This is a genomic window from Phycicoccus sp. 3266 (assembly GCF_031456495.1).
GTDB lineage: Bacteria > Actinomycetota > Actinomycetes > Actinomycetales > Dermatophilaceae > Pedococcus.
Window position 1 is genome coordinate 22,939 of the sequence record NZ_JAVDUW010000003.1, and the last position, 22,224, is coordinate 45,162.

21 protein-coding genes are annotated in these 22,224 nt (G+C 74.0%); 11 read left to right on the plus strand and 10 right to left on the minus strand.

The genetic code is table 11. The annotated features are described in order from the left end of the window. Position 1: 1 nt before the first annotated feature. The 4 genes from lipA to J2X64_RS14470 all read right to left on the minus strand — a co-directional run bounded on the left by lipA (position 2) and on the right by J2X64_RS14470 (position 3,119). Positions 2-1,039, minus strand: coding sequence for a lipoyl synthase (lipA, locus tag J2X64_RS14455; RefSeq protein ID WP_310155960.1), 1,038 nt, complete (start codon positions 1,037-1,039; stop codon positions 2-4). A gap of 188 nt (positions 1,040-1,227) precedes the next feature. Further along, complete coding sequence (locus J2X64_RS14460) at positions 1,228-1,638, minus strand: hypothetical protein (protein WP_310155962.1); 411 nt, start codon at positions 1,636-1,638, stop codon at positions 1,228-1,230. 79 nt (positions 1,639-1,717) lie between these two features. Continuing rightward, a complete protein-coding gene (lipB, locus tag J2X64_RS14465; protein WP_310157542.1) occupies positions 1,718-2,359 on the minus strand; it encodes a lipoyl(octanoyl) transferase LipB in 642 nt (213 codons plus the stop codon). A gap of 25 nt (positions 2,360-2,384) precedes the next feature. Continuing rightward, a complete protein-coding gene (locus tag J2X64_RS14470) occupies positions 2,385-3,119 on the minus strand; it encodes a peptidase E (RefSeq protein WP_310155965.1) in 735 nt (244 codons plus the stop codon). 68 nt (positions 3,120-3,187) lie between these two features. On the opposite strand from J2X64_RS14470, the gene J2X64_RS14475 reads away from it, so the two are divergent. After that, positions 3,188-4,915 carry a serine/threonine-protein kinase gene (locus tag J2X64_RS14475; RefSeq protein WP_310155968.1) on the plus strand — a complete coding sequence of 576 codons (1,728 nt, stop codon included), beginning with the start codon at positions 3,188-3,190 and terminating at the stop codon, positions 4,913-4,915. A 13-nt stretch (positions 4,916-4,928) separates the two neighbouring features. Here the strand turns inward: J2X64_RS14475 and J2X64_RS14480 are convergent, their stop codons facing one another. From J2X64_RS14480 to lpdA, 3 genes are all read right to left on the minus strand, one after another. Beyond that, the gene (locus tag J2X64_RS14480) at positions 4,929-5,828 is read right to left on the minus strand and encodes a TIGR01777 family oxidoreductase (RefSeq protein WP_310155971.1); all 900 of its coding nucleotides are present in this window, start codon (positions 5,826-5,828) and stop codon (positions 4,929-4,931) included. A 120-nt stretch (positions 5,829-5,948) separates the two neighbouring features. Further along, on the minus strand, positions 5,949-7,859 hold the full coding sequence (gene sucB / locus J2X64_RS14485) for a 2-oxoglutarate dehydrogenase, E2 component, dihydrolipoamide succinyltransferase (protein ID WP_310155974.1): 1,911 nt from the start codon (positions 7,857-7,859) through the stop codon (positions 5,949-5,951). A 37-nt stretch (positions 7,860-7,896) separates the two neighbouring features. Continuing rightward, positions 7,897-9,276: a dihydrolipoyl dehydrogenase gene (lpdA, locus tag J2X64_RS14490; RefSeq protein ID WP_310155976.1), complete on the minus strand. Its 1,380-nt coding sequence runs from the start codon at positions 9,274-9,276 to the stop codon at positions 7,897-7,899. Between the two features lie 263 nt (positions 9,277-9,539). Here lpdA and J2X64_RS14495 point away from each other — a divergent pair, with 263 nt between their 5' ends. Together J2X64_RS14495 and J2X64_RS14500 are read left to right on the plus strand one after the other, a co-directional pair. After that, a complete protein-coding gene (locus J2X64_RS14495) occupies positions 9,540-9,815 on the plus strand; it encodes a hypothetical protein (protein WP_310155979.1) in 276 nt (91 codons plus the stop codon). An 82-nt stretch (positions 9,816-9,897) separates the two neighbouring features. After that, the gene (locus J2X64_RS14500; protein ID WP_310155982.1) at positions 9,898-10,086 is read left to right on the plus strand and encodes a DUF5302 domain-containing protein; all 189 of its coding nucleotides are present in this window, start codon (positions 9,898-9,900) and stop codon (positions 10,084-10,086) included. 69 nt (positions 10,087-10,155) lie between these two features. Here J2X64_RS14500 and J2X64_RS14505 read toward each other — a convergent pair whose 3' ends face one another. Next, positions 10,156-11,673 carry a leucyl aminopeptidase gene (locus J2X64_RS14505; RefSeq protein ID WP_310155986.1) on the minus strand — a complete coding sequence of 506 codons (1,518 nt, stop codon included), beginning with the start codon at positions 11,671-11,673 and terminating at the stop codon, positions 10,156-10,158. Positions 11,674-11,796: 123 nt separating this feature from the next. On the opposite strand from J2X64_RS14505, the gene gcvT reads away from it, so the two are divergent. The 3 genes from gcvT to J2X64_RS14520 all read left to right on the plus strand — a co-directional run bounded on the left by gcvT (position 11,797) and on the right by J2X64_RS14520 (position 14,377). Next, the gene (gcvT, locus tag J2X64_RS14510) at positions 11,797-12,903 is read left to right on the plus strand and encodes a glycine cleavage system aminomethyltransferase GcvT (RefSeq protein WP_310155989.1); all 1,107 of its coding nucleotides are present in this window, start codon (positions 11,797-11,799) and stop codon (positions 12,901-12,903) included. A 3-nt stretch (positions 12,904-12,906) separates the two neighbouring features. Further along, positions 12,907-13,386, plus strand: a complete 480-nt coding sequence (locus J2X64_RS14515; RefSeq protein ID WP_310155992.1) for an OsmC family protein — start codon at positions 12,907-12,909, stop codon at positions 13,384-13,386. Between the two features lie 127 nt (positions 13,387-13,513). Beyond that, entirely contained in the window at positions 13,514-14,377 is an 864-nt protein-coding gene (locus tag J2X64_RS14520) for an LLM class flavin-dependent oxidoreductase (protein ID WP_310155993.1), read from the plus strand. A gap of 45 nt (positions 14,378-14,422) precedes the next feature. On the opposite strand, the gene J2X64_RS14525 is transcribed toward J2X64_RS14520, so the two are convergent. Next, a complete protein-coding gene (locus J2X64_RS14525) occupies positions 14,423-16,054 on the minus strand; it encodes an ATP-binding cassette domain-containing protein (RefSeq protein ID WP_310155996.1) in 1,632 nt (543 codons plus the stop codon). Positions 16,055-16,125: 71 nt separating this feature from the next. Here J2X64_RS14525 and J2X64_RS14530 point away from each other — a divergent pair, with 71 nt between their 5' ends. Continuing rightward, positions 16,126-16,341, plus strand: a complete 216-nt coding sequence (locus J2X64_RS14530) for a hypothetical protein (protein ID WP_310155999.1) — start codon at positions 16,126-16,128, stop codon at positions 16,339-16,341. An 11-nt stretch (positions 16,342-16,352) separates the two neighbouring features. On the opposite strand, the gene J2X64_RS14535 is transcribed toward J2X64_RS14530, so the two are convergent. Beyond that, the gene (locus tag J2X64_RS14535; RefSeq protein ID WP_310156002.1) at positions 16,353-16,934 is read right to left on the minus strand and encodes a DUF3043 domain-containing protein; all 582 of its coding nucleotides are present in this window, start codon (positions 16,932-16,934) and stop codon (positions 16,353-16,355) included. Positions 16,935-17,018: 84 nt separating this feature from the next. On the opposite strand from J2X64_RS14535, the gene J2X64_RS14540 reads away from it, so the two are divergent. From J2X64_RS14540 to J2X64_RS14555, 4 genes are all read left to right on the plus strand, one after another. Continuing rightward, positions 17,019-18,383 (plus strand): dipeptidase, encoded by a 1,365-nt coding sequence (locus J2X64_RS14540; RefSeq protein WP_310156005.1) that lies wholly within the window; start codon positions 17,019-17,021, stop codon positions 18,381-18,383. Further along, on the plus strand, positions 18,380-19,828 hold the full coding sequence (locus J2X64_RS14545; protein ID WP_310156008.1) for a beta-glucosidase: 1,449 nt from the start codon (positions 18,380-18,382) through the stop codon (positions 19,826-19,828). Before J2X64_RS14540 ends, J2X64_RS14545 begins: the two co-directional genes overlap by 4 nt. A gap of 88 nt (positions 19,829-19,916) precedes the next feature. Continuing rightward, positions 19,917-20,939 (plus strand): glutathione S-transferase C-terminal domain-containing protein, encoded by a 1,023-nt coding sequence (locus J2X64_RS14550; RefSeq protein WP_310156012.1) that lies wholly within the window; start codon positions 19,917-19,919, stop codon positions 20,937-20,939. Next, positions 20,936-22,189: a saccharopine dehydrogenase NADP-binding domain-containing protein gene (locus J2X64_RS14555; RefSeq protein ID WP_310156015.1), complete on the plus strand. Its 1,254-nt coding sequence runs from the start codon at positions 20,936-20,938 to the stop codon at positions 22,187-22,189. Before J2X64_RS14550 ends, J2X64_RS14555 begins: the two co-directional genes overlap by 4 nt. The last annotated feature ends 35 nt before the right edge of the window (positions 22,190-22,224 follow it).

Sequence of the window (22,224 nt, forward strand, 5' to 3'; positions counted from 1 at the left end):
GTCAGGCGGAGGTGCCCAGAGCCGCCGGCGTGCGCGCGGCGACGAGCGAGGCGGCCTCCTGGCGGGCCGGATCGCCGGCCGCGTCGGCGAGGTGCTGCAGGTGCTCGGGGATCTCTCGGCCCCACTTCTTCATGGCCGTCGCCCAGAGGCGGCCGGCGCGGTAGGACGAGCGCACGAGCGGGCCGGCCATGACGCCCTTGAAGCCCATCTCCTCGGCGACCTGGCTCCAGTGCACGAACTCCTCGGGCTTGACCCAGCGGTCGATCGGGTGGTGCAGCTTCGAGGGGCGCAGGTACTGGGTGATCGTGAGGATGTCGCAGCCCGCGTCGTGCAGGTCGCGGATGGCCTGCTCGACCTCGTGGTCCTCCTCGCCCATGCCGAGGATGAGGTTGGACTTGGTCACCAGCTCGGCGTCGCGCGCCATCGACAGGACCTTGAGGGACTTCTCGTAGGTGAACGCGGGCCGGATCTCCTTGAAGATCCGGGGCACGGTCTCGAGGTTGTGGGCGAACACCTCGGGCCGGGCGTCGAAGACCTGGCCGACGAGCTCGGGCTTGGCGCCGAAGTCGGGCGGGAGGATCTCGACGCCGGTGTTGGGGTTCTTCTCGTGGATCTGGCGGATCGTCTCGGCGTACAGCCACGCGGCGCCGTCGGGCTGGTCGTCGCGGGCCACGCCCGTCACGGTCGAGTAGCGCAGGCCCATCTGGGCGACCGACTCGGCCACGCGGCGCGGCTCGTCGAGGTCGAGCGCCAGCGGGCGGCCGGAGGCGATGTCGCAGAAGTCGCAGCGGCGGGTGCAGATGTCACCGCCGATGAGGAAGGTCGCCTCGCGGTCCTCCCAGCACTCGAAGATGTTGGGGCAGCCCGCCTCCTGGCAGACCGTGTGCAGGCCCTCGGTCTTCACCATCGAGTGCAGCTTGGTGTACTCCGGGCCCATCTTGGCGGTCGTCCGGATCCACTCGGGCTTGCGCTCGATCGGCGTCTCGGCGTTGCGTGCCTCGACACGCAGCAGCCGGCGGCCCTCGGGTGCGACGGTCACGAAGACTCCCTTGCCTTGCGTTGTGCGTCCGGCGCGCCACCACCAGCCGGTATGCCGTGGGGCACGGGGGCGCCCGGAGGTTCCCGGGCGTCCTCCAAGACTACGCCTGCGCTCCGTGACGTATTCCGCCGCCCGGTCGGGTGCGGGCCTGCGCCGGCGAGGGGTGACGTGTCGGCCGGAGCGTGCCCTCAGCCGCCGAAGGGGAAGGTGACCTGCGGGAAGTATGTCATCCGCACGGCGTCGGCGAACACGTAGACCATGAGCAGCGCCGTGGCCGCGTTGAGGACCAGCGCTGCCCAGGCTCCGCCCCGGCCACCGCGCCGCAGCGCCGCCCGTGCCAGCCCGAGGCCGAGCGCGGGCACCGCGACGGCGACGAGGAACAGCAGGGTCTCCACGGTCCACCCGGCGAGGTCACGCGCCATGAGGGGCAGGTCGCCCTCGTGCAGCCCCAGGAGCGGCAGCATCAGGAAGGTGCCGATCACGTCGGTGAGCCAGAAGACGAGCAGGAACGCCGGCAGCATCAGCAGGGACAACTGGGCGAGCTGCCGGTGGTTGCGGACCGGGCGTCCGGCTGCGCGGGGTGGCGTCAGGGTCGACATGGGGTCCTCCTTCCGCGAGGTCCACCCCCATCCCATCGGGAGGGGCGGGTGCCCAGCAGGGACGGAGGTCCCGGTGCGCCTACGCGGAGGCGAGGACCTCGGTCAGGTGCTTCTCGGCATACGGGAGCACGTCCTGCACGGTGACCACACGCCCGGCCTCGCGGCTGATGGAGCTCACCCCGGCGTCCTCGATGCCGCAGGCGATGATGTTGTCCGCCCACGAGAGGTCGGCGTCGCAGTTGAGCGCGAAGCCGTGCATGGTCACCTGCCTGCTGACCCGCACGCCGATCGCGCCGAGCTTGCGGTCGGGGCCGCGCTCGTCCGCGAGCACCCACACGCCGGAGCGGCCCTCGACGCGCACGGTCTCGACGCCGAACTCGCCGCAGGTGCGGATCATGACCTCCTCGAGCCGGCGCACGTGGGCGACCACGTCGATCGGGACGCCGTGCAGGCGCACGATGGGGTAGCCGACGAGCTGGCCCGGGCCGTGCCACGTGATGAGGCCGCCGCGGTCGACGTCGACGACCGGCGTTCCGTCCTTGGGCCGCTGGTGCTCCTCGGTGCGCTTCCCGGCGGTGAAGACGGGCGCGTGCTCGAGCAGGAGCACGGTGTCCTCGCCGCCCTCCACCACCGACGCGTGCACCTCGCGCTGGTGCGCCCAGCCGGCCTGGTAGTCGACGAAGTCGGGCGCGAAGCCCACGTGCTCGAACCGCATGGGCACCACGGTACGCCGCGTCCCAGGCGGGTCAGGGAGTGGGCAGCCGGCGCGGCTCGAGGCGTTCCTCCCGCGCCTCGTCGCCCTCACGGGTCACGACGTAGGCGCCCTTGCCGTCGGCCTCGGTGACCGCCTCGACGAGCTCGGTGCCTCGGTAGACCAGGCCGACGCCGTCGTCCGTGCAGTGCGTGGTCGGCAGCGTGCCGTCGGCGACGAGGCGGTGGACCAGGGGGCGCCGCCTGGCCTCGGAGTCGTAGTGGACCCCGTTGCCGTACGGCAGGAAGCCCAGGCCGTTGGTCACGGCGCGCAGCTCGGGACCGAAGGAGTCGGTGGTCCCGCCGAGGTACCAGCAGATCGAGCCGGCCGAGACGCCCGAGAGGACGACCCCTGCCTCCCAGACCCGGCGGAACACCGCGTCGAGCTCGTGCACCCGCCACACGGCGAGCAGGTTCGCCACCGAGCCGCCGTTGACCCAGACGACGTCCTGCTCGAGCAGGTGGCCCTCGACGTCGTCGAGGTTCGGCATCGGGAACAGGTGCAGGTTCGTGAGGTCGAAGCCCGCCACGCGCCCCGCCTCGTGCAGGTCGTCGGCGAACGCCCGCTGGTCGCCGCTCGCCGTGCCGAGCACCGTGACGCGCGGTCGGCGGCCGGTCGCGCCGGACAGCTCGACCGCGTGGTGGACGAGGCCGTCGAACTCGAAGCGGGTGCGGTCGCCGAAGCGGTAGCCGCCGGACGTCGCGAGGATCGTGGGCTGGTCGGAGGGCATGGCCCGGACCCTATGCCGGGCTGTGGACAACGGCGGAGGCGGCCCCGCCGGCCGGCAGACTCGAGGGCATGGAGGCGTTCGGCGACGACGGGTTCGAGAGCGGGTCCGGCTGGCAGGCGGAGGCGGTGCCGGCGGCTGGCGTGACGGGTGCGGGCGTCCCGGTGGGCGACGTGCAGGGGAGCGGTGTGCGGGGGATCGGCATGGCGTCGCCGGAGGTGCCCGGCTACGACGTGGGCGAGCTCCTCGGGCGCGGGAGCTCAGGGTGCGTGTGGGCGGCGACGCGGTGCCCCGACGGCGCACCGGTGGCCGTCAAGGTCGTGCCGGTCGGCACCGGCGCGCAGGCGGCCGTCGCGGCCCGTGAGCTGGCCGTGCTCGCGCGGGTCGAGGTCGAGGGCCTGGTGCGGTTCCGCGAGGCGGTCGGCCTCGACGGTCAACCACCGGCGGTGGCCGTGGTGCTCGACCGGGTGAGGGGAGGCCCCCTGGCGGGCGTCGTCGCCGCACGCGGCCACCTCAGCGCGGGGGAGACGGTCACCGTGCTCGCCCCGGTGGCGAGGGCGCTCGCGGGCCTGCACGCCGCCGGCGTGGTGCACGGGGACGTCAGCCCCGGCAACGTCCTGCTCGAGCTCAACGGCCGGCCGCTGCTCGCCGACCTCGGGGTGGCGAGCGTGGCCGGCTCGGGTCCCGACGAGCTCTGGGGCACCCAGGGCTTCGTCGCCCCCGAGGTCCTCGAGGGCCAGCGTCCGGGACCTGCGGCCGACGTGTATGCCGTGGGTGCGCTCGCCTGGTGGTGCGCCACGGGCGAGCCGCCGGGCCCGGGTGCACTGCGGGCCCCGGTCGACGAGGTCCTCCCGGGCCTCCCGGAGGCGTGGCGCCGGCTGACGGCCCGCGCGCTGGCCGGCGACCCGGGCGTCCGGCCGAGCGCCGCCGAGCTGGCGCTGGGCTACTTCGACGCGGTGCCCTGCGAGCCGTTGCGGATGACCGTGGGGACGGACGAGACCTCGTTGCTGACCCAGCGCATCCGCGACGCCGGGCGCCCCTCCGACGTCGCGGCGTCGACGTCCACCGACCCGCACCACGAGGGGCTGGGTGGGACGGTTCGCGCTGCCGTGGGCGTCGTGAGTGTGGCGCTGAGCCGCCTGCCCGCGGCCCGGTGGTCCACGCCGCGGTTGTCCGCCCCGCGGTTGTCCGCTCCGCGGTGGTCCGTGCGGAGGGCGCCCAGCGGTCGCCTCGTCACCACGGTGCTGCTGCTCGCTGCCGTCGCGGCGGTCGTCGTGCCCGCCGGCGTCGTCGTCGCCGGCGGCGTGTCCGCTCCCGGGTGGTTGCCCGGTGACGCGCGGACCGCCGGAGCCCCACGGGCAACGGCATCCTCGCCGTCGCCGGCGCGGGACCCGCTCACGGACCGGCGCGCTCCCCAGCGCGACGCGAGGGGCCTGGCCCAGGCGCTCGCGGACGAGCGCGCGCGCCTGGTGGTGGTGGGCGACCGGGCCCGGCTCGGTGACCTCGACGCGCCGGGTTCGACGGCGCTGCGCCAGGACACCGACGCCCTGCGCGAGCTGGCCGACCGGCACGAGCGGTACGCCGGCGTCCGGCTCACCGCGCGCACCGTGCGGCTCGTGACGGTCTCGGCCACGAAGGCGACGATCGATGCGTCCGTCGACACGGCGGCATACGAGGTGGTCGGCAACGGGCGCGTCGAGCACCGCCCGGCAGCGAAGGGTCGGCCGGTGCGGCTCCTCCTCGTGTGGCACGACGGGAGGTGGAAGGTGGACTCCGTGACCGACCCGTCCGACGGGTAAGCGCGGGAGTCGCTCAGGCCTGCTCGAGCACCCAGCGCAGGGCGGAGGCGACGTCCCCGTCGGTGTGCGTGAAGCCGCTGTCGGTGAGGCGACCGGGGACGACGCGCTTGCTGTGGAGGACCTCGTCGGCGAAGCCGCCGAGGACGAGCCGGATGCCGAAGGCGGGCGCGGGCAGCACGGCCGGACGGTGCAGCTGGCGGCCGAGCTCGCGGGCCACCTCGACCTGGCGGTCCGGGTGCGGGCCGACGAGGTTGACCGGGCCGGTGACCTCGGGGTGGTCGACCAGGTGCACCAGGCCGGCGACGGTGTCGCGCAACGAGATCCACGGCCACCACTGGCGGCCGTTGCCGAGCGGCCCGTTGATGCCGGCCTTGGCGAGCGGCAGCATCTTGGCCATCGCGCCGCCACCGGGCGCGAGCACCAGTCCGGTCCGCGGGTGGACGACCGGGAGCCCGGCGTCGCGGGCGGGGTCGGCGGCGCCCTCCCAGGCGCGCACCACGTCGCTGAGGAACGTGTCGCCGGGGGCGGAGTCCTCCGTGAGCACCTCGTCGCCGCGGTCGCCGTAGTAGCCGACGGCGGACGCCGAGACGAGGCGGACGGGCGCGCCGAGCTCGACCAGCGCCCGAGCGACCGTGGCGGTCGAGTCGACCCGCGAGCTGAGGATGAGCTGCTGGTACGAGGGGGTCCAGCGCTTGTCACCCACGCCCGCCCCCGCGAGGTTCACGACGGCGGTGACCCCCTCGAGGGCGCCGGGGTCGAGGCGGCGGGCGGCCGGGTCCCACTGCACCTCATCGGCGGCCGTGGGCGCGCGCCGGACGAGCCGGACGACCTCGTCGCCGCGCCCGCGCAGGGCTGCGGACAGCGCGCTGCCGATCAGTCCGGTCGAACCCGTGATGGCTACGCGCTGCGGCATGGGGGTCTCCTGCGGGTGCTGTGGTCGGAGCGTGCGGTCAGGTGGTGGGGAACGGGGTCGGGCACGGCCCGGGCGGAAACCCGGGCCGTGCCCGCTCGTGCTGGGTCGGCTGGCGCCGGCTCAGACCTCGAAGTTGCCCTCCTCGAGGCGCGACTTCATGGTGCTGAGGAACCGGGCGGCGTCCGCGCCGTCGACGACCCGGTGGTCGTACGACAGGGCGAGGTAGACCATCGAGCGGACGGCGATCGTCTCGCCACCGTCGGCGTCGGTCACGACGACCGGGCGCTTGACGACCGCGCCGGTGCCGAGGATCCCGACGTTCGGCTGGTTGATGATCGGCGTGTCGAAGAGCGCCCCGCGGCTGCCGGTGTTGGTCAGCGTGAAGGTCCCGCCGGACAGCTCGTCCGGCATGATCTTGTTGTTGCGAGTGCGGTCCGCGAGGTCCGCGATCGCCCGGGCGAGGCCGGCGATGTTGAGGTCGCCGGCGTTCTTGATGACCGGGACGAGCAGGCCGCGCTCGGTGTCGACGGCGACGCCGAGGTTCTCCTGGCCGTGGTAGGTGATCTGGTCACCCTCGATGCTCGAGTTGACCTGCGGGTACTCCTTGAGCGCCTCCACCGCGGCCAGCGCGAAGAACGGCAGGAAGCTGAGCTTCGTGCCCTCGCGCCGCTCGAAGTCGGCCTTCGCCCGCGCGCGCAGCCGGGCGATCTTGGTGACGTCGACCTCGACCACGGTCGTCAGCTGGGCCGAGACCTGCAGCGACTCGACCATGCGCTTGGCGATCGTCTGCCGCAGCCGCGACATCTTCTCCGTGGTGCCGCGCTTGGGCGAGACCGAACCGGAGGCGGCCGGTGCGCTCGACGCTGCGGCAGGAGCCGCCGCCGGTGCTGCGGCGGGTGCGGGTGCGGGAGCGGCAGCCGCCTCCTGGGCCGCCTTGGCGGCGTCGAGGACGTCCTGCTTGCGGACGCGACCGCCCACGCCGGTGCCCTTGATGCTGGCGAGGTCGACGTTGTTCTCCGCGGCCAGCTTGCGCACCAGCGGGGTGACGTATGCCGAGGCGTCCTGGGCGTCGCCCGAGGTCGGCTGGGCGGGGGCCTGGGACTGCGCGGGTGCCTGCGCCGGGGCGGGGGCCGCGGCGCGCTCGGCCTGCTCGGCGGGCGAGGAGCCGGCCGGCTGGTTCGCAGCGGTCTCGGCGGCGGCCTGGGCGGTGTCCGCCTGCGCCTGTGCCGGGGCCTGCTGCTGCGGAGCCTCCTCCTGCTGCGGCTGCGCCTGCTGGGGCGCCTCCTGCTGCGGGGCGGCCTCCTGGGCCGGCTGCTCCTGCTGCGGCGCGGCCTGCTCGCCCGAACCGCCGGCGGAGCCACCGATGACGGCGAGCTCGCCGCCGACCGGCACGGTGTCGTCCTCCTGGACGAGGATCTTGGTGACCACGCCGGCCACGGGGGAGGGGATCTCGGTGTCGACCTTGTCGGTCGAGACCTCGAGCAGCGGCTCGTCGACCTCGACGGTGTCGCCCTCGGCCTTGAGCCAGCGGGTGACGGTGCCCTCGGTCACGGACTCGCCGAGCGCCGGCATGGTCACGGTCTCGCCGCCACCGGACTGCTGGCCGCCCTGGTCGCCGCCGGACTGCTGCGGCTGCTCCGACTGCTGGGCCTGGTGCTGCTCGGGCTCGGAGGTCGCGGGCTGCGGCTCCTGCGCGGTCGAGGGGGCCTCGGCCGGCGGTGCCTCCTGCGCCTGCTGGCCGCCGTCCTGCTGGCCTGCGTCCTGTGAGCCCGCGTCGGAGCCACCGGCCTCGCTGCCGTCGCCGATCACGGCGAGGTCGGCGCCCACCGGCACCGTGTCGTCCTCGTTCGCGAGGATCTCCTGCAGCACACCCGCCACGGGGGAGGGGATCTCGGTGTCGACCTTGTCGGTCGAGACCTCGAGGAGGGGCTCGTCGACCGCGACGGTGTCGCCGACGTTCTTCAGCCAGCGCGTCACCGTGCCCTCGGTGACGGACTCACCCAGAGCCGGCATGGTCACGCGTTCGGACATCTGATCGTTCTCCTCTTGGTTGGAAATGTGCTGCGTTTCAGTTGTGGGCGTGCAGGGGCTTGCCGGCCAGGGCCAGGTGGGCCTCGCCGAGCGCTTCGTTCTGTGTGGGGTGCGCGTGGATGAGACCCGCCACGTCCTCGGGCAGGGCCTCCCAGTTGTAGACGAGCTGGGCCTCGCCGGCCTGCTCGCCCATCCGTGCGCCGATCATGTGGACGCCGACGACGGGTCCGTCCTTCTCGCGGACGAGCTTGACGAAGCCCTGCGTCTGCAGGATCTGGGACTTGCCGTTGCCGCCGAGGTTGTACTCGTAGGTCTCGACCTCGCCGTACTTCTCGCGGGCCTGGGCCTCGGTGAGGCCGACCGACGTGATCTCGGGGTCGCAGTAGGTCACGCGCGGGATGCCGGCCTCGTCGATGACGGCGGGAGACTTCCCGGCGATCTCCTCGGCCACGAAGATGCCCTGGGCGAAGCCGCGGTGCGCGAGCTGCAGGCCCGGCACGATGTCGCCCACGGCGTACACGCCCTCGACGCCGGTGCGCAGGCGCTCGTCGGTGACGACGTAGCCGCGGTCGAGGGTGACGCCGGCCTCGGCATACCCGAGCCCGTCGGTGACCGGACCGCGGCCGACGGCCACGAGCAGCAGGTCCGCCTCGATGGTGTCGCCACCCTCGAGCGAGACGGTCACGGTGTCGCCGGACTGGGTGGCGCCCTCGAACCGCACACCGGTGCGGAAGGCGATGCCACGCTTGCGGAACGAGCGCTCGAGCGTCTTGGAGACCGCCTCGTCCTCGGCGGCCACGAGCCGGGGCAGCGCCTCGACGATGGTGACCTCGGAGCCGAAGGAGCGGAAGACCGACGCGAACTCGACGCCGATGACGCCGCCGCCGAGGACGACGACGCGCGGCGGCACGAAGTCCAGCGACAGCGCCTGCTCGCTCGTCATGATGCGGCCGCCGATCTCCAGGCCCGGCAGCGACTTCGCGTAGGAGCCGGTCGCGAGGACGACGTTGCGTCCCGTCACCCGGCGGCCGGCGACCTCGACGGTGGAGCGGTCGACCAGGCGGCCCTCGCCCTCGACGAGCTCGATCTTGTGTGCCTTGGCCAGGCCCTGCAGTCCCTTGTACAGGCGGGCGACGACGCCGTCCTTGTACGCGTTCACGCCGGACATGTCGACCGACTCGAACGTCGTCTTCACGCCGAACCGGGAGCCCTCGCGCGCGGTGTCGGCCACCTCGGCGGCGTGCAGCAGCGCCTTGGTCGGGATGCAGCCGACGTGCAGGCAGGTGCCGCCCAGCTTGCCCTTCTCGACGAGCGCGACGCTCAGCCCGAGCTCGGCCGCGCGGAAGGCGCAGGCGTAGCCGCCGCTGCCACCACCCAGGATGAGTACATCGAAGGTGGTCTCGGCCTCAGCCGGCATGCTCGCTCCCTTGCGTCGTGGGCATCGGACGGTCGTGCCGAGCCTGCGACAGGGCCAGGTCGTGGCCGGGCGCGGATCGACACAGTGCATCTTGTCACTGTTTGCAGGAGGGGGCGCAAGCAGGTCTCGCGGTTGCGGACGCGCGGTCGTCGCGGCGTGTCCGGTGCACGGGGACGGCGGTGTCGTGCCCGTATCGTTGGTGCATGGCGTGGTGGAGACGGGGCGGCAGGAAGGCTCGCCGGGGTCCCTCGGACGGACCCAACATGGCGGTCGACCAGCAGGCGGTGCGACGGCACCTGTCGGAGTTCGTCTCCTCGCGCCGCGGGGTGGAGGCGTACGTCGAACCGCCCACCAACGTGACTGCGACGACGGTGATCCTCATCGCCCACGACGGCGAGTGGACGCGCCGCGCGGCCGGCTCGCGGCAGGCGGCGTTCGAGCTCGCGGCCGGGCTCGGCGTGCCCGTGTACGACGTGCTGCAGACCGGCTACCCGAGCCGGATGCGCGAGTGGAACTCGCGCCAGCGCGGCAAGAGCTGACACGCGCCGAAAGCACTGGTGACCGCCTGCCCGGGATGCAAGGGTGGGAGGGACGAGCACACCCCAGCCACCAGGAGGCGGTATGACTGGCAAGTCCGGGTCCCAGGGACCGAGCGAGGACGTCAAGCGCAAGTTCCGCGAGGCCCTGGAGAAGAAGCAGGCGCACGCCGGCCGCGACGTCTCCGACGACCACGAGCACGGCAAGGTCGACCACGCCCAGAACGCGGCGACGAACGCCACCCAGCAGATGTTCCGCCGCAAGAGCGGCTGAGCGCGCGATCTCGACGGACGAGGCCCGCCCGGGGTGGACCCGGGCGGGCCTCGTCGCGCCGCGCGGCGATCAGCCGGCATACCCCTCGACGAGGCTCAGCAGCGTGCCGACGCCGTAGCCGGTCGCGCCCTTGGGCGTGTAGCCCCACGCGGAGCCCTCGTTGAACGACGGGCCGGCGATGTCGACGTGCGCCCACGGCGTGCCCTCGGGCACGAACTCCTGCAGGAACAGTCCGGCGGTGAGCATGCCGCCCCAGCGCTCGCCCTTGTGCGCGAGGTCGGCGACCGCGGAGTCGAGCTGCGCGCGCAGGTCGGTCGGCAGCGGCATCGGCCACGCGGCCTCGCCCGAGGCGTCGGCGGCGGCGCGGACGCGGTCGCGGAAGGCGTCGTCGTTGCTCATGATCCCGGCGACGCGGGCGCCGAGGGCGACCATCTGCGCTCCGGTGAGGGTGGCGATGTCGACGATCGCGTCGGGGGTGGACTCGCCGGCCAGGCAGATGCCGTCACCGAGCACCATGCGGCCCTCGGCGTCGGTGTCGAGGATCTCGACCGTCGTGCCGTTGCGCATCGTCACGACGTCGCTGGGCCGCTGGGCGCTGCCGCTGGGCATGTTCTCGGCCAGGCACAGGTAGCCGGTGACCGTCACGGGGACGCCCAGCTCGGCCGCCGCGAAGACGGTCGCGGCGACGGCAGCGGCGCCGGCCATGTCGGACTTCATGGTGAGCATCGAGGCCGGGGGCTTGATGCACAGGCCGCCGGAGTCGAACGTGATGCCCTTGCCGACGAGGGCGACCGAGCCCTGCGCCTTCGGCGGGTTCCACGTGAGGGTGACGATGCGGGGCGGGTTGACCGAGCCCTGGCCGACGCCCACGATGCCGCCGAAGCCGCCCTTGAGGAGCGCCTTCTCGTCGAGCACCGAGACCTTGACCTTCGCGGATGCCGCAGCCGCGCGCTCCTTGACCGACTCGGCGAAGGACTGGGGGAACAGCTTGTTCGGCGGGGTGTTCACGAGGTCGCGGGCGTATGCCTTGGCGTCGGCGAGCACCGTGGCGCGCGTCGCGGCGTCCTTGGCCGCCTTGCTGCGGCCGTCCGGCGTGACCACCGTGATGGTCGCGACGGGCTCGGAGCCCTTGGCGTCCTTGCCCTTCGGCGCGGGGCCGCGCACCCCGGCATACCGGTAGGCCCCGAGGGCGGCGCCCTCGGCGACGGGGGCGACCGACTCGACGCCGGTGGCGGGCAGGGCGACGGCGACCTTGCGCGACTTCCTCACCGACCGCAGTGCGGAGCCGGCGGCGCGGCGCAGCACCTCGTGGCCGAAGCTCGTCGTGGTCGCGCCGGCCTTGCCCAGGCCCACGAGGACGACGACGGGGGCCGCGACACCGGGCACGCCGGCGACCGTGAGCACCTCGTCGGCCGCGCCCGTCGCGTGCAGCGCGGACAGCTGGCTCGCGAGGTGGCTCGCGGCACCGCGCGGCAGCCCGTGACCGGGGGCGAGCGAGGCCTCGCCGTCCTGGCCGATCGTGCCGAGGACGAGGACGTCGGCCTTGACGTCGTGGGCGGAACGGTCGGTCACGTTGACGGTCGTCACGGTGCTCTCTTTCTCGTGTTCAGGTCGCGACGGGCGTGGGAGCCCTGGGGCTGGTGGCCCTGCTCGCCGCAGGATAGCCCGGCCCGTGCCGCGTTCCCGTGCTCGGGCGGTAGCGTTCGCGCCATGAGCGACGCCGCCCTGAAGACCTCGCCCCTGCACGACCGCCACGTCGCCCTCGGCGCGAAGATGGCCGACTTCGGCGGGTGGGAGATGCCGATCGAGTACCCCGGAGGGGGCGTCGTCCGCGAGCACACTGCGGTCCGCACGTCGGTCGGGATCTTCGACGTGTCGCACCTGGGCAAGGCCCGGGTCTCCGGGCCGGGGGCGCGCGACTTCGTCAACCGCTGCCTCGCCAACGACCTCGGCCGCATCACCGAGGGCAAGGCGCAGTACACCCTGTGCTGCAACGAGTCCGGCGGTGTCGTCGACGACCTCATCGCCTACCTGCGCAGCGACGAGGACGTCTTCCTCATCCCCAACGCCGCCAACACGGCCGAGGTCGTGCGGATGCTCTCCGCGGCCGCGCCCGAGGGCATCACCGTCGAGGACCTGCACGAGTCGTACGGCGTCATCGCCGTGCAGGGCACGAAGTCCGACGAGGTCCTGCAGGCGCTGGAGCTGCCGGCCGGCCACGAGTACATGTCGTTCGTCGAGACCGACTGGCACGGGCACCCGGTGATCGTCTGCCGCACCGGGTACACGGGGGAGCGCGGCTACGAGCTGGTCCCCGCGTGGGAGGTCGCCGGCGAGCTGTGGGACGCGCTCGCCGAGGCGGTCGCGCCGTTCGGCGGCCTGCCGTGCGGGTTGGGTGCCCGGGACACCCTGCGCACCGAGATGGGCTACGCGCTGCACGGCAACGAGCTCTCCGTCGACATCACGCCGGTGCAGGCACGCGTCGGCTGGGCCGTCGGCTGGAAGAAGGACGAGTTCTGGGGCCGCGACGCCCTCGTCGCCGAGAAGGAGGCCGGGCCCAAGCGCGTCGCCTGGGGCCTGCTCGCGACCGGCCGCGGCATCCCGCGTGCGCACTGCGCGGTCAAGCGCGGTGACGAGGTCGTCGGCGAGGTCACCTCGGGGACGTTCAGCCCGACCCTGAAGAACGGGATCGCCCTGGCGCTGCTGTCGCCCGACGTCGCCGCCGGTGACGAGGTGGTCATCGACGTGCGTGGGCGCGAGGTGCCCGCGACCGTCGTGCGCCCGCCGTTCGTCGAGGTCGACGTCCGCGAGGGCTGAGGTATGCCGGGTGGCACCGACCACCGGTACCGCGCCCAGGTGCGCTGGGCCGGCTCGACGGGCACGGGCTACCGCGCCTACCCGAGGGCGCACTCGGCGTGGGTGCCGCCGGCCACCGAGGGGTTCGACCTGTCCGCGGACCCGCACTTCCGCGGTGACGCAGACCTGCCCAACCCCGAGCAGCTGCTCGTCCTCGCCGCCTCGTCCTGCCAGTTGCTGTCGTTCCTCGCGGTGGCGGCCCGGGCGGGGGTCGACGTCGTCGGCTACGAGGACGACGCGGAGGGCGAGATGCCGCACGACGCCGTGCCGCTGCGCATCACCCGGATCGTGCTGCACCCGCGGGTGACCGTCGCGCCGGGGACCGATGCCGTCGTCGTCGAGCGGCTGCTGCACCAGGCGCACGACGAGTGCTACATCGCGAGCTCCCTCACCACCGACGTGGTGCTCGAGCCCGTGGTCGTGGCGCCGACCTCTCCGTCCTGACCGCGGGTCTGCGCGCAGACCTCCGTGTGGCTGCGCGCGGATCCGCTCCCTGCGCAGTGGGACGCGGGTCTGCGCGCAGAGCTCCGGGTGGCGGGGCGTTGTCGGGGGTCGCGCCTAGGGTCCGGTCATGCGCTACGGATTCGTGGTCCCGTTCGCCGACGCCCGCCAGTTCGCCGAGCTCGCGGCCCTCGGTGAGGAGCGGGGGTGGGACGGCATCTTCACGTGGGAGTCGCTGTACGGCGAGCACGCCTGGGTGGTGCTGGGCGCCGCTGCCATGACGACCTCCCGCATCCGGCTCGGGACGTTGTTGACGCCGGCGTCGCGGCACCGGCCCTGGGACCTCGCGTCGATGGTCTCCACCGTCGACCGCCTCAGCGGCGGACGCGTCGTGATGTCGGTCGGGCTCGGGGCCCTGCACCCGGGGTGGACGCGGTTCGAGCCGGACGAGGGTCGCCGCACCCGCGCCGAGAAGCTCGACGAGGGGCTGGAGGTGCTCGCCGGCCTCCTGGCCGACGAGGGGTTCACCTTCGAGGGCCGCCACTACCCGGTGCGCGCGATGGGCGAGGGCGCACCGCCCGGACCGCCCCCGCCTGCGCAGCGGCCGCACCCGCCGGTCTGGGTCGTCGGCGCCTGGCGCCGCGGCCGCACCCCGCAGCCGTCGCTCGAACGGGCATCCCGCTGGGACGGCCTGCTCGTGTCGGTGGCGGGCGACGAGCCGCTGGAGCCGGGCACGGCCTACGACCTGCGCACCTACGGCGAGGTGGTGGGCAGGGTGCGGAAGATGCGGACGGAGGCCGGTCTGCCGTGGAACGGCTACGACGTCGTCGTCGAGGCGGACAGCACAGGCGAGTTCGTCCGGCTCGAGGGCAGGCCGCAGGACTGGGCCGACGTCGGTGCGACGTGGTGGGTCGAGAGCTGGTGGAGCGTCGACCCGGGACCGGAGGGTCTGGCCGAGGTGCGCCGACGGATCGAGGCCGGACCGCCGGCGTGAGCACCCGCTGCTCCGAGGGGCTCAGCGCGGTGAGGGCGCGGGCGGTCAGTCCGCCGCGCGGACGAGGTCGGCGAGCACCTCGTCGACCGTGAGGTGGGGGAGCGGCGCGACCACCTTGGCGACCTGGGGTGCGAACGCCGGCGACGCGGAGAGCACCTCCCGCGCGGGACCGTCGGCGACCACCTCGCCCTCCGCCAGGACGACGACCCGCGTAGCCACCTCGGCCGCCAGCTCGACGTCGTGCGTGGCCACGACCACGGCGCTGCCGAGGTGCGCCACCTCGGCGAGCACGGACGCGAGGGCGTTCTTGGCCCGGTAGTCCAGGCCGCGTGTCGGCTCGTCCAGCAGCACCAGGTCGGGCGCCGGCCCGTCTGCCGGCCGCGCGAGCAGCGATGCCAGGGCCAGGGCCATCCGCTGCCCCTGCGAGAGGCTGCCCACCTCCGCCTCGTCAGCGAGCCCCGGGGCGAGCAGGTCCAGCAGCACCCGTCCCCGCGTCGGGTCGCTCGCGCGGGCGAGCTGCCCGGACACCGTGCCCCCGGTGAGAACGGTTGAGGGGTCCTGGGGTGTCAGCACGACATCGGCAGGCGCCTTCACGCGACCGCGGGTCGGTGACAGGCGCCCGGCCAGCGTCGTCAGCAGCGTGGTCTTGCCGGAGCCGTTGCGGCCGAGGAGGGCCAGCACGGCGCCGGGCGCGACGTGCAGGTCGACCGACCGCAGCGCGACCACGTCGCCGCGCACCACGCCCAGGCCCGTGACGGCCACCCGCGCGACGCCGCCAGGACCCACGACGGCAGCGCCCCCTTCGTCACCGAGGGCGCCCCTGGCCGACCGGTCGAGCCGCCGGCGCAGGTCGCTGCCCGCCCGTCTCGCCTGCCGCACCGACAGCGGCAACGGGTCCCACCCCATCGCCCGGCCGAGGCCGACGAGCGGCGGGCGGACGGGGGAGTGGCGCATCGCCTCCGCCGGGTCGAGCAGGCCCGTCGCCACGCCACCGGTGACGAGCACGACCGAGTCGGCGTGGTGCACGACCCGCTCGAGCCGGTGCTCGGCCACCACCACCGTGGTGCCCACGTCGTGCACGAGACGGTGCAGGATCGCCAGCACCTCCTCGGCGGCGACGGGGTCGAGAGCCGACGTCGGCTCGTCCAGCACGAGGACGCGGGGACCCGCCGCGAGGGCGGCGGCGATCGCGACCCGCTGCTGCTGGCCGCCGGAGAGCAGGTCCACCGGCCGGTCCCGCAGGCAGGCGAGGTCGAGCAGGTCCAGGGTCTCCTCGAGGCGCCGAGCCGAGCCTGACCCGGCCCCGCGGTGCAGCGCCAGCCCTCGGCGCACCTCGTCCTCGACGGTCGGGCCGAGGGGGGCGGGGTCCTGGCGGACGTACCCGACGAGCCGTGCGCGCTCGCCGGTGGCGAGCAGGTGCAGCTCCTCCCCGTCCACCTCGACCCGGCCCTGCACGCGCGCCGGCAGGCTCGCGTCGCCGACCACCCGAAGCAGCGAGGTCTTGCCGGACCCGGTCGGGCCGGCGACCAGCACGAGCTCACCCTCTGGCACCGACAGCGCGGGCACCGACAGGGCGGGCACCGACACGGCGTGAGCCGGCCCGACGGTGACGTCCACGTCGGGCGCACCGGCGGGCTCGACGGCATACCGGACCAGGACCCGGTCGAGCTCGATCACGGGCCGCAACCTCGCACCGGCCCACGGCCACCGTCAACGGTCGCCGGGCACGCCACGCCTAGAGTGGGCGCATGAGCGACGCCTGGACCTGGACCTACCTCGACGCCGACGGCCGCGAGATGAGCGGCGACGGGCTGGTGACGACGGCGTTTCCGTCGCAGTCCGACGCCGAGAACTGGTTCGGGGAGAGCTGGCACGAGCTGGGGGCGCAGGGCGTCGACGCCGTCAACCTGTGGCACGAGGGGCAGCTCGTCTACGGCCCGATGAGCCTGCGCGCCGCGGAGTAGCGCCGGGGGGCTCAGGACGGGTAGTTCCCGCGGTCGACGAGCGGCCGGGGCATCCGCGAGCGGCGGATCTGGAAGCCGCGCATGACGGCGTACATGGCCAGGCCGCGCCCCACCTTGTCCTCGCCGAACTTCGCCACGAGCTGCTTCTTCAGCTTGCGCCACATGAGGAAGCCGTCGACGGCGGCGATGAGGATCAGGGCGTAGACGCCGATCGAGACCGCGGCGAAGACCCACGGGATGCGCACGAACGACAGCGCCAGCACGACCAGCATGACCGGCAGCATGAACTCGCCCAGGTTCCACCGGGCGTCCACGTAGTCGCGGATGTAGCGGCGGACCGGGCCCTTGTCGCGGGCGGGCAGGTGCGCGTCGTCACCGGTGACCATCGCCTGGCGCTGCTTGAGCGAGGCCTCGCGGCGGGCGAGGCGGTCGCGGTCGCGCGCCGCCTTGCGGTCGGTCTCGACGAGGGGACGCCGGCGGGCAGCCTCCTGGTCGCGCCGCTTGGGCGTCGGCCGGTTCTTGGCCCCCTCGCGCTCCGGGCGCGCGACGGTGTCGGCCTGCTGCTCGTTGAGGGTCTTGCCACGTCCAAACACGACGCAACTGTATGCCGTGCCGGTGCCGCCCCCCGAATCGCGCCCGGCGATGGCGCCGACAGGTCAGCCACTAGGCTCGCCGCCGTGACCGACGACGTGCTCACCCAGGACCAGATCGACGACCTCCGGACCACCGTGGCGGGCCTGATGCCCGGCGTGCGCTCCGACCTCGAGGCGCTCACCCGCATCCCCAGCGTCAGCCTCGACGCGTTCGACCAGGCGCACGTGGAGGCGAGCGCCGAGGCGACCGCCGAGCTGCTGCGGGCCGAGGGGCTCGAGGTCGAGATCGTGCGCGAGGGCGGCCGGCCCGCCGTGATCGGCCACGTGGACGGGCCCGAGGGTGCGCCCACCGTGCTGCTGTACGCGCACCACGACGTGCAGCCCCCGGGCGACGACGCCGACTGGGACAGCGCGCCGTTCGAGCCGACCGAGCGCGACGGCCGCTTGTACGGCCGCGGTGCGGCCGACGACAAGGCCGGGATCATGGCGCACGTCGCGGCGCTGCGCGCGCACGCCGGCCGGCTACCCGTCGGCGTGACGATCTTCGTCGAGGGGGAGGAGGAGATCGGCTCGGACTCCCTGCCGACCATCCTCGAGCGCCACGGCGACAAGCTGCGGGCCGACGCGATCGTCCTCGCCGACTCGACGAACTGGGCGCTAGGCGAGCCGGCCCTGACGACGACGCTGCGCGGTCTCATCCGCGTGGTCGTCACCGTGACCACGCTCGACCACGGCATCCACTCCGGCATGTTCGGCGGCGCCGTGCCCGACGCCGTCACCACCCTGATCCGGCTGCTCGCGACGTTCCACGACGAGGCGGGCGACGTCGCCGTCGCCGGGCTGAAGTCCGGGAGGGCCAGCGACCTGGACTTCGACGAGGCCCGGCTGCGCGAGGAGTCGGGGCTGCTCGACGGCGTCGAGGTCATCGGCACCGGCAGCCTGCTCGACCGCATCTGGGCCAAGCCCACCGCCACCGTCATCGGCTTCGACGCCCCGTCCGTGGCGAAGTCGTCCAACACCCTCGTGCCGACCGCGAGCGCCAAGGTCTCCATCCGACTGGCCCCCGACGAGCACCCGATGGAGGCGTATGCCGCGGTGCAGCGCCACGTCGAGGCGCACACGCCGTGGGGTGCCCGCGTGCAGGTGCACCTCGACGACCAGGGCGCCGGGTTCGCGGCCGACGCGGACGGACCCGTCTACGACCAGGCACGCGCCGCCTTCACCGACGCGTGGGGCGTCGAGCCGGTCGACATCGGCGTGGGCGGCTCGATCCCGTTCGTCGCCTCGTTCGCCGAGAAGTTCCCGGACGCGGCGATCCTCGTGACCGGTGTGGAGGACCCCGACACGCGCGCCCACGGCGCGAACGAGTCCCTGCACCTCGAGGAGTTCGAGAAGGTCTGCGTCGCCGAGGCGGTGCTGCTCGCCCGGCTCGGGGCGATGCCGCGATGACCGAGGGGTCGCAGGGGCCGTCGGGGCAGGGAGAGCAGGCGCGTGACTTCCCGCAGCTGCCGCAGGACTTCCTCTTCGGCGTGGCCTCGGCCTCCTACCAGGTGGAGGGCGCCGTCGACGAGGACGGCCGCGGCCGGTCGGTCTGGGACACGTTCTGCGAGCGGCCGGGCGCGATCGCGAACGGCGACACCGGGGCGGTCGCGTGCGACCACTACCACAGGTACCGCGAGGACGTCGCGCTGCTGAAGGACCTCGGCGTCGACAGCTACCGCTTCTCGGTCGCGTGGCCGCGGGTGCTGCCGACCGGCGCCGGTGAGGTCAACGCCGCCGGGCTCGACTTCTACGACCGGCTCGTCGACGAGCTGCTCGCGGCCGGGATCCAGCCCGCCGCGACCCTGTTCCACTGGGACACCCCGCAGGCACTCGAGGACACCGGCGGGTGGGCGAGCCGGGACACCGCCGAGCACTTCGCGGCATACGCCTCGGTCGTCGGTGAGCGGCTCGGTGACCGGGTCGCGCGCTGGATGACGCTCAACGAGCCGAACGTCGTCACCATGCTCGGCTACGCGCTCGGGGTGCATGCCCCGGGGCGGTCGATGGGCTTCGAGGCGCTGCCGGTGGCGCACCACCTCCTGCTCGGCCACGGGCTGGCGGCGCAGGCGCTGCGGGCGGCCGGCTGCTCGAACCTGGGCATCGCGAGCAACCACGCACCCGTGTGGCCGGCGTCCGACAGCCCGGAGGACCGGCAGGCCGCCGAGGTCTACGACAACCTCTGGAACTGGATGTTCGCGGACCCGGTGCTGCTGGGCCGCTACCCGGTCGAGGGCACCGAGCAGGGCTTCCCGACCTGGCGCGACGGGGACCTCGAGACCATCCGCCAGCCTCTGGACTGGTTCGGCATCAACTACTACAACCCCGCCCGCATCGGCGCCCCCGGCAGCGCCGCGGCGGACGACGCTGCCACCGGGCAGGCACCCGCCGCCGGTGAGGTCGTGGCGGACGGGCCGCCGATGCCCGAGGGCCTGCCGTTCGAGAGCCGCCGGATCGAGGGCTTTGAGCGCACCGACTTCGACTGGCCGATCGTGCCCGAGGGCCTGGCGCAGGTCGTGCGGCAGTTCCGCGACCGGTACGGCGACGCGCTGCCGCCCGTCTACATCACCGAGAGCGGCTGCTCGTTCTCCGACGGCCCGGTCGACGGGCGCGTCGCGGACGACCGCCGCATCGCCTACCACGACGCCCACCTGCGGGCGCTCGCCGGCGAGATCGCCGACGGGGCCGACGTGCGCGGCTACTTCGCGTGGTCGGCGACCGACAACTTCGAGTGGGCCGAGGGGTACCGCCAGCGGTTCGGGCTCGTGCACGTCGACTACGCCACGCAGGTGCGCACCCCGAAGGACTCCTACCACTGGTACCGCGACCTCATCGCGCACACGCGCGGTCGCTGAGCCACGGGGCCGCGCGGGCGCGGTGGGCCGGCGTCCCACAGCACCCGCGCGGTCGGTGGGGTCGCGCCCGCACAGGTAGGTTCGCCCCATGGCTGAGGGCAGCAAGGGCAAGGGCTACGTCGAGCCGTCGTTCGAGCGCGACACGCGCTACATCAACGACCGCATCACCACCCGGGGCGACGGCGAGGGGGAGTGGCCGGTGGAGGCCGGGCGGTACCGGCTGGTCGCCGCGCGGGCCTGCCCGTGGGCCAACCGCGCCATCATCGTGCGCCGCCTGCTCGGCCTCGAGGACGCGTTGCCCATGGGCCTGTGCGGACCGACGCACGACGAGGACAGCTGGACCTTCGACCTCGACCCCGGCGGCGTCGACCCGGTGCTCGGGATCCCGCGCCTCAAGGACGCGTACGAGAAGCGCCAGCCCGGCTACCCGCGCGGCATCACGGTCCCCGCCGTCGTCGACGTCCCCACCGGGCAGGTCGTCACCAACGACTTCGCCCCCCTGACCCTCGACCTGTCGACGCAGTGGACCGCGTTCCACCGCGACGGCGCGCCGGACCTGTACCCCGAGGCGCTGCGCGACGAGATGGACGAGGTCATGCAGCGCGTCTACACCGAGGTCAACAACGGCGTGTACCGCTGCGGGTTCGCCGGCGAGCAGGAGGCGTACGACGCGGCATACGACCGGCTCTTCACGGCGCTCGACTGGCTGGAGGAGCGGCTCGCGTCGCGGCGGTTCCTCATGGGCGACACCATCACCGAGGCCGACGTGCGGCTCTTCACCACCCTCGTGCGGTTCGACCCGGTCTACCACGGCCACTTCAAGTGCAACCGGTCCACGCTGGGCGAGCTGCCGGTGCTGTGGGCCTACGCCCGAGACCTGTTCCAGACGCCGGGGTTCGGCGACACCGTGGACTTCGTGCAGATCAAGCGGCACTACTACGTGGTCCACCACGACATCAACCCGACCGGCATCGTCCCCAAGGGGCCGGACCTGAGCGGCTGGCTCACCGCCCACGGACGGGAGGAGCTCGGTGGCCGGCCGTTCGGCGACGGCACGCCCCCGGGCCCCGTGCGCGAGGACGAGCGCGTCCCGGCGGAGCACCAGCCGTGAGCGCGGCCGCAGGCACCGTCGCCCGCGAGCACGACCTCGTCGTCTTCGGCGCCACCGGGTTCGTCGGCCGGCTGCTCGCCGCCTACCTGGCCGAGCACGCCCCCGCCGGCACGCGGGTCGCCCTCGCCGGGCGCTCGCGCGAGCGGCTCGAGGCGGTCCGCGCCGGGCTGCCGGGTGCCGCCCGGGACTGGCCGGTCCTCGTGGCCGACGCCGCCGACGAGGCGTCCCTGGCCGGCCTCGCCGCCTCGACGACCGCCGTCGTGACCACGGTCGGTCCGTACCTGCGGTACGGGCTTCCCCTGGCGCGCGCCTGCGCCGAGGCCGGGACGCACTACGCCGACCTCACCGGGGAGGTGCTGTTCGTCCGGCGGCTCGCCGACGAGGTGCACCGGACCGCCCTCACGACGGGCGCCCGGGTCGTCACCGCCTGCGGCTACGACTCCGTGCCGTCCGACCTCGGGGTGCTGGTGCTGCACGAGCGGGCCGAGCGCGACGGTGCGGGCGACCTGCTCGACACCACGCTGCTGGCCCGGATGAAGGGCGGCTTCTCCGGCGGCACCATCGACTCCGCCCGCGCCCAGCTCGAGGCCCTGGGCTCCGACCCTGCCCTCTCGAAGGTCCTGCGCGACCCCTACGCGCTCAGCCCCGACCGCGCCTCCGAGCCCGACCTCGGTCCGGAGCGCGACCCGCGGTCGGTCTTCGTCGAGCGCGACACCGGCCAGTGGGTGGGACCGTTCGTGATGGCGGACTTCAACACGCGGATCGTCCGGCGCAGCAACGCCCTGCTGGGCCACGCGTACGGTCGCCGCTTCCGCTACCGCGAGCTCAGCGGCTACGGCACCGGGTTCGCCGGGCGGCGCCGCGCCACGATCGTCACGGGGGCGCTGGGCCTGGCGATGGCCGGCATGGCCGACCCGCGGACGCGTCCGCTCGTCGACCGCCTCGCCCCCAAGCCCGGCGAGGGCCCCAGCGAGCAGGCCCGCGAGTCCGGCTGGTTCCGCATGCAGGTGCGCACCACCACGACGAGCGGGCGGCGCTACGTCGCCACCGTGGCCGCGCAGGGCGACCCCGGGTATGCCGCGACGGCCGTCATGCTGGGCGAGGCCGCGCTGGCGCTGGCGCTGGACGGCGACCGGCTGCCGCCGGCAGCCGGTGTCCTGACCCCGGCGACCGCCATCGGCGACCGGCTCGTCGAGCGGCTGCGCGAGCAGGACTTCACCATCGCCGTGGAGGAGCTGCACGGCCGCTGACGCGGCGCGGTGACGCGACCCGCCTGCGGGGCCGT

Bases quoted from the DNA above. Each gene is read 5' to 3' on its own strand.
- J2X64_RS14460 (WP_310155962.1), bottom strand. From the start codon at position 1,638: ATGTCGACCCTGACGCCACCCCGCGCAGCCGGACGCCCGGTCCGCAAC.
- J2X64_RS14470 (WP_310155965.1), bottom strand. From the start codon at position 3,119: ATGCCCTCCGACCAGCCCACGATCCTCGCGACGTCCGGCGGCTACCGC.
- J2X64_RS14475 (WP_310155968.1), top strand. From the start codon at position 3,188: ATGGAGGCGTTCGGCGACGACGGGTTCGAGAGCGGGTCCGGCTGGCAG.
- J2X64_RS14480 (WP_310155971.1), bottom strand. From the start codon at position 5,828: ATGCCGCAGCGCGTAGCCATCACGGGTTCGACCGGACTGATCGGCAGC.
- sucB (WP_310155974.1), bottom strand. From the start codon at position 7,859: ATGTCCGAACGCGTGACCATGCCGGCTCTGGGTGAGTCCGTCACCGAG.
- lpdA (WP_310155976.1), bottom strand. From the start codon at position 9,276: ATGCCGGCTGAGGCCGAGACCACCTTCGATGTACTCATCCTGGGTGGT.
- J2X64_RS14495 (WP_310155979.1), top strand. From the start codon at position 9,540: ATGGCGGTCGACCAGCAGGCGGTGCGACGGCACCTGTCGGAGTTCGTC.
- J2X64_RS14500 (WP_310155982.1), top strand. From the start codon at position 9,898: ATGACTGGCAAGTCCGGGTCCCAGGGACCGAGCGAGGACGTCAAGCGC.
- gcvT (WP_310155989.1), top strand. From the start codon at position 11,797: ATGAGCGACGCCGCCCTGAAGACCTCGCCCCTGCACGACCGCCACGTC.
- J2X64_RS14515 (WP_310155992.1), top strand. From the start codon at position 12,907: ATGCCGGGTGGCACCGACCACCGGTACCGCGCCCAGGTGCGCTGGGCC.
- J2X64_RS14520 (WP_310155993.1), top strand. From the start codon at position 13,514: ATGCGCTACGGATTCGTGGTCCCGTTCGCCGACGCCCGCCAGTTCGCC.
- J2X64_RS14530 (WP_310155999.1), top strand. From the start codon at position 16,126: ATGAGCGACGCCTGGACCTGGACCTACCTCGACGCCGACGGCCGCGAG.
- J2X64_RS14545 (WP_310156008.1), top strand. From the start codon at position 18,380: ATGACCGAGGGGTCGCAGGGGCCGTCGGGGCAGGGAGAGCAGGCGCGT.
- J2X64_RS14550 (WP_310156012.1), top strand. From the start codon at position 19,917: ATGGCTGAGGGCAGCAAGGGCAAGGGCTACGTCGAGCCGTCGTTCGAG.